Source organism: Candidatus Curtissbacteria bacterium, assembly GCA_024654445.1.
Lineage (GTDB): Bacteria > Patescibacteriota > Microgenomatia > Curtissbacterales > GWA2-41-24 > JANLHP01.
Window position 1 is genome coordinate 20,155 of sequence record JANLHP010000004.1, and the last position, 8,235, is coordinate 28,389.

General features: G+C 42.9%; 8 protein-coding genes. 1 reads left to right on the forward strand and 7 read right to left on the reverse strand.

Translation table 11 applies throughout. The annotated features are described in order from the left end of the window. Window positions 1-108: 108 nt before the first annotated feature. The 7 genes from rnc to tyrS all read right to left on the reverse strand — a co-directional run bounded on the left by rnc (window position 109) and on the right by tyrS (window position 5,459). Entirely contained in the window at window positions 109-798 is a 690-nt protein-coding gene (rnc, locus tag NUV69_00340; GenBank protein MCR4324123.1) for a ribonuclease III, read from the reverse strand. Further along, on the reverse strand, window positions 788-1,027 hold the full coding sequence (locus NUV69_00345) for an acyl carrier protein (protein ID MCR4324124.1): 240 nt from the start codon (window positions 1,025-1,027) through the stop codon (window positions 788-790). Before NUV69_00345 ends, rnc begins: the two co-directional genes overlap by 11 nt. A gap of 83 nt (window positions 1,028-1,110) precedes the next feature. Next, window positions 1,111-1,488, reverse strand: a complete 378-nt coding sequence (gene nusB / locus NUV69_00350; protein MCR4324125.1) for a transcription antitermination factor NusB — start codon at window positions 1,486-1,488, stop codon at window positions 1,111-1,113. A gap of 26 nt (window positions 1,489-1,514) precedes the next feature. Beyond that, complete coding sequence (gene rpmF / locus NUV69_00355; protein MCR4324126.1) at window positions 1,515-1,676, reverse strand: 50S ribosomal protein L32; 162 nt, start codon at window positions 1,674-1,676, stop codon at window positions 1,515-1,517. 329 nt (window positions 1,677-2,005) lie between these two features. After that, a complete protein-coding gene (gene recG, locus NUV69_00360) occupies window positions 2,006-4,048 on the reverse strand; it encodes an ATP-dependent DNA helicase RecG (protein MCR4324127.1) in 2,043 nt (680 codons plus the stop codon). Window positions 4,049-4,066: 18 nt separating this feature from the next. Continuing rightward, window positions 4,067-4,189: a hypothetical protein gene (locus NUV69_00365; protein MCR4324128.1), complete on the reverse strand. Its 123-nt coding sequence runs from the start codon at window positions 4,187-4,189 to the stop codon at window positions 4,067-4,069. Window positions 4,190-4,316: 127 nt separating this feature from the next. Beyond that, entirely contained in the window at window positions 4,317-5,459 is a 1,143-nt protein-coding gene (gene tyrS, locus NUV69_00370; GenBank protein ID MCR4324129.1) for a tyrosine--tRNA ligase, read from the reverse strand. A 190-nt stretch (window positions 5,460-5,649) separates the two neighbouring features. Here tyrS and NUV69_00375 point away from each other — a divergent pair, with 190 nt between their 5' ends. Beyond that, window positions 5,650-8,223: a penicillin-binding protein gene (locus NUV69_00375; GenBank protein MCR4324130.1), complete on the forward strand. Its 2,574-nt coding sequence runs from the start codon at window positions 5,650-5,652 to the stop codon at window positions 8,221-8,223. Window positions 8,224-8,235: the final 12 nt, after the last annotated feature.

Sequence of the window (8,235 nt, forward strand, 5' to 3'; positions counted from 1 at the left end):
TTTTTAATTCGTTTATCGTTTATAGTAAATAGTTCATAGGGGGAATGGACCCCAATTAACGATCAACAATTAACCATTAACGATTGAAGGGTATTATCTCAAAGATTGTTACTTTAGTCTAGTTAAGGCGTCTTTGGCCGCGTTTTGAGTCGCTGCTTGTTTATTTTTACCTACACCACGACCAAGTACGTGATCTTCGAGATAAACAGCTATTTCGAATCTTCTGTCATGATCTGGTCCCCAGGTTTTTTCTAGGCGGTAGACTGGTGATTTGTGGAACTTTTTCTGCAGGGTTTCTTGGAGCTTCGATTTATTGTCAATGACGGCATTTTTAGCCAGCTCCTCCCAATGGTCGAGAATCGTTTGCTTTATGATGCTTTGAGTTACTTCCTGGTCTTGGTCGAGATAAATCGCGCCAATTAAGGCTTCAAAAGTGTTCGCGAGAATCGATTTATTATCGCGGCCTCCAGATTCTTCTTCTCCCTTTGAAAGGTAAAGGTACTTTCCGAGTGAAAGATTTTTGGCGAGCTTTGCCAAGGTTTCAGTCCGAACGAGAGACGCGCGGATTTGAGTTAACTCTCCTTCTGGGCTAAGGGGTAGCTGGTCGTAAAGGTGACGCGAAACAAAAAGGGAAAGCACGGAGTCTCCCAGAAATTCCAGCCTTTCGTTGGGTAAACCCTTAAAGTCTTTGTGCTCGTTGATGTAAGACCTGTGAATGAACGCATTTTTTAAAAGGGCTTTGTCTTTGAATTTTATCTTGAGGATTTTCTGAAGGCTGTCGAGCTCTTTAGGCTTCATCGGCGTGTTCATAAAGGTAATTGGAAATATCGGAAACTTGTTTGAAATTAGAATAGACGGAAAGCGGAATCTCTAATTGATACGTTTCTTCTAGTTGGGTAATTAAGTCCTCTAAATCAAGCTCTGTGATGTTTAAATCCGCTTCGAGTAGAGATTCTTCGTGGACGAGATCTTCTTCGAGATCATAAAGTTTTATTATTAGTTTTTTAACTTCTTCAAAATAATCCACGATGTTAAATTAAAAGTTTAAATATAAAAATTCAAAATTATAGAAGCTGACTACGTCAGCCTTTATTTTTAAAATTTGATCTGTCATTTTGATTTTTGCATTTTAATATTTGATTTTACTATTGAGCCTAAAACGCCATTTACAAATGAAGCAGAAGATTCATTTCCATACTCTTTGGCTATTTCGACTGCTTCGTCGATAACTACCTTGTAAGGTTCTTTTTTCTCCTTAAATACTAGCTCGTATACCGCGAGTCTTAAAATTGCCAAATCTAATGGAGGTATTTGAGCAAGAGGCCAAGCCGGAGCATTTTTCTTGATAAGAGCGTCTGTCTTGCCTTTGTTCAAAAGCACTTGCTCTGTTAGGCCGGAAGACTCTGAATCTGGCCTAAAACTTTGGGCAAATAGATCTTTTACTGTTTCTACCCTTACTTTGTGCCTCGGGTCACCTTTTCGCTTCATGTGAACTTAATGTGCAACTAGTCCTCTTACGCAACCTTGTAAAAGCTGCAATTTGGACATGCGTGATGCGGCAACTTCAGTCCTTGGCATTTAGGACAAATTACGGTTGCCAATAAGGAAATTGTTTTGGTCGATTTCCTTGTTCTGGTTCTTGATTTCGCGTGCTTCTTCTTAGGTAACGGCGTCATGTTTGTAAAACTTCCTTAAATACTACTATTTCTTCTGTTTTTTATAAAAATATCAGAGGAGCGCAATTTAGGCAATGCTGAATTCGAACTGCTGATATGTTTTAAGTTTACAATTAACAATAAAGAATAAACAATTAACAAAATTGAAAAGTATCAAGGAGTCAGCGAAGCGGAAAAAGTTCTGCTTAAGTGACTCTTCAATACGTTCAGAGTCACCTTGAGCTTGTCGAAAGGTGACTAATTGCTACTCAAAGGGTGATTATATGGACTGGGTAGTTTGAAGTCAACTACTGGCCGTCTGAGGGTTGAATTGTCGTTGCCGCCGATGTTTAGTTAGGCTGGACGTATTCGTTTTCTATTCTTTTAAGTTTTTCGGTAAAAGCCTTATTGTTTTTAAGATCAGGATCCTCTTCTATCAGCTTTTTGGCCTCGGTTTGAGCAATAACTATCATTTCCCTGTCGGTAATATCTGCGATTTTTAAACTTGTGAAACCAGATTGCTTTAGGCCGAATGTTTCGCCCGGGCCTCTCATGTTAAGGTCAATTTCTGCCAGTTCGAACCCGGCATGGACTTTTTCCATGCTTTTGAGGCGCTTTACTGAGTTTTCGCCTTTAGAAGGGGTAAATAGTAAACAATAAGACTTATGCTCTCCTCTGCCCACTCTTCCCCGCAACTGGTGGAGTTGAGCGAGGCCGAAACGTTCTGCTGATTCGATCATCATCACGTTTGCGTTTGGCACGTCGATTCCGACTTCGACAACAGGAGTAGTTACTAAAACGTGAATTTTATTTTTTTTGAATTTGTTGATTATTTCTTCCTTTTCTTTAGATTTGAGTCGGCCGTGCAACAGACCCAACTTAATGCCTTTTGAGAATTTCGTCTTGAGTTTTTTGAATTCCTCTGTAGCAGCCTTAACCGTTTCCATCGTTTCTGAAGGTTCGACAAAAGGTGTGAGAATAAACACTTGTCTACCCTCTTTAACTTGCTTTTCGATAAATTTGTACGCGTCTGCTCTTTTAAAATTTGGAACTACGAACGTCGAGATTTTTTGTCTACCTTTGGGCATTTCGTCCAGAATTGTTAGATCGAGATCTCCATACAAGGTTAGCGATAGAGTCCTTGGAATTGGCGTCGCCGTCATTGTTAAAAGATGAGGCGTAACTTTTTTGGATTGGTCCAGAAATAATTTCGCGCGTTGAGCAACTCCAAACCTGTGTTGCTCGTCGACAATTACGAGGCCCACTTGCCTGTTGGGTTTGAAAGTTGTCAGAAGCGCATGAGTGCCACAAGTTAGTTGACCTTTGACCTTTCTGCTTCCTGTCCAGATACCGACTGTTACTCCGTGCGGTGAAAGTATTTCTTCAAGTGTTCTTTGATGCTGGAAGGCAAGGATTTCTGTAGGAGCCGCAAATAAGACGTCGAAGTCATTACTTAGAGCGAAGAAGGCAGCAATTGCAGCAACCACTGTTTTACCGGAACCTACGTCTCCTTCCAATAGTCTGTTGGATGGAATCGTTCTTTTAAAATCATTTGTTATTTGCTCGACTGCTTTTTCCTGGGCCGTAGTCAATTTAAAAGGAAGCGAATCAATTAGCGCTTTGAGCTGGGTCCTGTCGACCGCAAGCTGTGGGGATTTGCGCATTTGTTGCCAGTCGCGCCTTCTTTTGATCGACATGAATTGGAGTTGAAAAAGTTCATCAAATGACAGCCTTTTTCTGGCTTTTTCGACGTCCTCGTAGCTTTTTGGGAAATGTATTTGCGATAGTGCTGTTTCAAGGTCCTCGAGCTGATGCCTTTTTGTTATTTGTTCAGGAACAAAGTCTTTTTGCGCATCTAAATAAAGCGGCAAAAGACTTTTGATTCTTGCCCTCAGCCATTTCGAGCTCACACCTTCTGTCTCAGGATAAATGGGGACAAGTCTGCCCGTGTGTAGCGTTTCAGAGTCTGTCGGGATGGGGCTTTTTGAACTGTGGAGAATTTCAAATGATGGTGAAATGAGCTTCAGATGTTGTCCTTCTATTTCTGCCTTTCCCGAAAGAGAAATTGGAGTACCAGCTTTTATGGTTTTTGTTAAATACGGTTGGTTAAACCAAATTACTTCGCAAGTTCCCGATTCGTCGGCGACTGTCGCTGTCGTTATAAATTTTCCAAACCTGGTTCTGATGTTTTTGATTTGCCAGACGTTGCCGACAATGCTTATTTTTTCTCCTGGAGTTACGTCTTGTATAGTTTCCAGTTTGGAAAAATCTTCGTAACGAAATGGAAAATGATATATAAGGTCTTCGACGGTTTCTATGCCGAGCTTTTTGAGTTTATAAGAATAATATTTTCCAACGCCTGGCAGATTCTCGACAGATGTAAGCGGATTCATGAGGTAACGTTGCCTATATTAGGCGTAGACGAGGTAAATGGCAAATTGGCCGGCGATGAAGGCGATGCCGGCGAGGATGACGATTGTTAGCCAAATGTATCTTAGATATTTTCTTTTAAAGTGTGGCCTAGGTATTTTCATAGGTCATTCTTGTCATTCTGGAGGAAGTGAAACGACCGATGGAATATCCTATCGCTTCGCTCCAGGATGACATGGTAAGTTCTCGATAAACTCGAACAATATTCTTCGAGCGGAGTCGAGAAGTAACTTATTTGATTCTTATTTTAACAAACTTTCTTTTGCCAATTTTAACAAGTTGCCCGTCTTCGAGTTGTATGTTCGGATCCTCCGCCCTTTTGTCATCGATGTCTATGCCGCCTTGTTCGATCAATCTTTTGGCTTCGGACTTAGAATCTCCAATTTGTGTCAACAGGTCCATTAGTGTCGCTCCCTGAGTAACTTCTACTGCTTCCACTTCCTCTGGACCTTCTCTTCTTTGGAATGTTTTCTCGAAACTTCCTTGAGCTTTTGCTGCTTCTTCCTCACCATGATAGATCCTCACGATTTCTCCTGCGAGTTTCTTTTTGGCGTCTAGCGGCTTGAGATTTTTTAATTCCGACTCGTCCAAGTCCGTGAGGTTTTTCCAATACTCTTCTATTAAGCTGTCTGGGATAGACATAATTTTGCCGTACATATCTGTGGGTGAATCATCGAGCCAAATACAATTGCCTGTAGTTTTGCTCATTTGCTTGCCATTGGTTCCGGAAATAAGTGGGGTGGTTAAAACAAACTTTTCCCTTTTGTTCATTTTCTTTTGTAGCTCGCGACCAATGAGCATATTGAATGTTTGATCTGTTCCGCCGATTTCCAAATCAACATCCATAGCTACAGAATCGTAACCCTGCAAAAGCGGGTAAAGAGTTTCATGGAGCCAGACTGTGTCGCCGGCGTCGATTCTGCGCTGGAACATTTCGCGTTTAAATAGCTGAGTGGCGCTTATGTTCGAGGCGATATTGAGTATGTCGGCAAGACCTAGCTTTAGGAGCCAATCGCCGTTCTGTTTAATTTGGACTTTATTGAAGTCAATAATTTTCTCAACCTGGCCTTTCCAGTCTTTCATGTGTTCGTCAATTTGTTCCTGGGTAATTTTTGGGCGGGCTGAATCACGTTGGGACGGATCGCCCGCAAGAACGGTGCCGGTGCCGATGACAAGAATTGCTTCATGCCCAAGATCCGCAAACTCCTGGAGCTTTCTAAGAGGAATTGAATGGCCAAGATGAAGTCTCCCGCCAGTCGGGTCGACGCCGAGATAAAGGCGGATCTTTTTCTTCGCCATTAACTTTGCAAGGCCGTCTTTACTAGGCAGAACTTCGACAACTGATCTGGTGAGGGCTTTGTCTGTTTGATCCATATTCAAATATTACACTGTGCAAGGCAGTTAACTCAAACCCGCCTGTAAATTCAAGGTGCCACCTTGTTGTAACCACAAGTTCCACTGATCGGAACTTTTGCGTTATGTCTTACCGTCCTATGGCGAGCGACGTATCTCAAGCTTCGCATCCGCGGAAGTTTGAGATATAATGTGGCTTAACTCAAAGAGCATGAAGTTTTCTACCTACGGGCCCAGGCGGCGCAAATTCTCGTCGCGCTTTTCAAAATTACCGAATCTTTCAACCTCTCAAAGCCACCAAAATCATCCATTTGTCCACCAATCGTCTTTTAACAGACGCAAGTTCTGGGTAAAGTTTTCGCTGCTTATTTCAACAGCTGTCTTTTTCTCCCTAATCGCGATGATGATCTTTACCGTCTTTTCGTTTGTAATTTTTGCAAAAGACTTGCCTTCTCCGAATAAACTTTCTGCTCGCGACTCGTCGCTCTCTACAAAAATTTACGACCGCAACGGGAAACTTATGTATGATATTTTCGCGGACAAAAACAGAGCTCTTGTTAAGTGGAACGAACTTCCGCCCTACGTGAAGCAAGCGACGATTTCGATTGAGGACAAGGATTTTTATGATCACCAAGGGTTTTCACCTTTTGGTTTTTTAAGAGCAGCAGTTAAAACTTTGGTTTTCCGAGACGTTCAAGGTGGTTCGACAATTACTCAACAGGTTGTCAAAAACACCCTTCTTTCTTCAGAAAGAACCTTAACTCGAAAAATCAAAGAATTTATTTTGGCGATTCAGGTTGAGCGCAAATACACGAAAGACGAAATTTTGCAGATTTACTTGAACGAGGTTCCTTATGGTGGAACTTCTTGGGGAATCGAGGCTGCTTCTCAAACCTACTTTAATAAAGAGGCAAAAGATCTGACATTGCCGGAGGCGGTAATTCTTGCGGGTTTGCCTCAGCAACCGTCTTATTACTCGCCTTATGGCACAACGCCAAACGCTTACATCGCGCGCGCGGAAAGCGTAGCCAGAAGGATGCGCGAAGATGGTCATATAACAAAGGAACAAGAAGAAGAGCTTAAAAAGCAGATCCCGGAAGTTAAGTTTTCACCTAACGATCACGGGATAGAAGCGCCGCATTTTGTTTTCCATGTTAAGGATTTGTTGGTCGAAAAGTACGGAGAGAAATTAGTTGAACAAGGCGGGCTTAAGGTCACCACTACGCTAGACCTCGAGCTTCAAAATAAAGCGCAACAAATTGTCGCGGAAGAAGTAGAAAAAGTCGCGAATCTTTCTGTCGGAAATGGGGCTGCGGTTGTTATGGATCCGAAAAACGGTGAGATTCTTTCGATGGTTGGTTCAAAAGATTACTTTGCGGAAAACTACGATGGACAAGTAAATGTGACAACGAGACTAAGACAGCCGGGTTCTGCTCTTAAGCCGTTTACCTACGCTACCGCATTCAAAGCGGGTTACACTCCCTCTTTTGTATTAATGGATGTACCGACAGAATTTCCGGGTGGGACCGGCCAGCCAGCTTATAAGCCTGTCAACTACGACGGTAAATATCGCGGACCGATGCAGATAAGATTCGCGCTAGGTAATTCCGAAAACGTACCTGCTGTTAAAATGCTTGGTTTGGTTGGAGTTAAAAACATGCTTAGAACTGCCTACGACTCCGGGTTAACGACGCTGGAGCCAACGAGCGAGAATTTACAACGTTTTGGTCTTGCTGTAACGCTTGGTGGCGGTGACGTAAGGTTACTCGATCTTGTTAACGGCTACGCGACTCTTGCCAACAAAGGGGTTCATCACGCGCCCGTCGCGATACTCAAGGTTGAAGACCGTTCAGGGAAGGTTCTGGAGGAAAAGAAGGACGACGATCGCGGTAAAGAAGTTTTGGGTGAAGACGTTTCGTTCTTGATCTCGCACATACTTTCGGACAACGTTGCAAGGACTATGATTTTTGGCCCCAATTCCCTGCTTAATATTCCAGGGAAAACCGTTGCTGTCAAAACTGGAACGACAGACGACAAACGCGACAACTGGGCCGTTGGTTACACACCATCCACTGTTGTAGGAGTCTGGGTTGGAAACAACGACAACTCTCAGATGAATCCGCAGATTGCTTCCGGTGTTACTGGCGCGACGCCTATTTGGAACAGAATAATGAGCACCGCGCTGGAGGGCAAAGGTAACGAAGGGTTTAATAAACCGGGTAACGTTAACGCGATGGAAGTAGACGCGTTTAGTGGTGGTCTTCCGTGCCGCGATTTTCCAAAACGAAGCGAATACTTTGTAAAAGGAACAGAGCCTACGCGGGATTGTCTGGCACAGAAAAATCTGGACGGCCGTGAGTACTACGTATTTTTAGAATTCGACCCGGTTTCTGCTGACGGCAGGAACAGGTGGCAGGAAGGAATAGATGCTTGGGCACAGGCTCAACCAGACGAGAAATATCGAGTACCTGCGGAACTTAAAAACGAGCCGACAAAAAATCCTGAAGATATTAAGGTCAACATCTCCAAACCTTCGGATCATAGCCAGGTCGATTTTAGCTTTGAAACAGAGGCTAATGTAGAAACGGGTAAGAAGGTAACGAAGGTGGAGTTTTATATCGATGGATCACTGAAGGATTCAAAGGGAAGCAGTCCATATAAGTTCAGTTACTCGTTTAACACTTCTAATAAAGGTAAGCACAAGATAAAAGTTAAGGCCTTTAACGACGCCAACAAAGATGCTGAAAAAGAGATCGAGGTCAGTGTCGGCGAGCCTTGGAATTAGTTAAATTCCAAA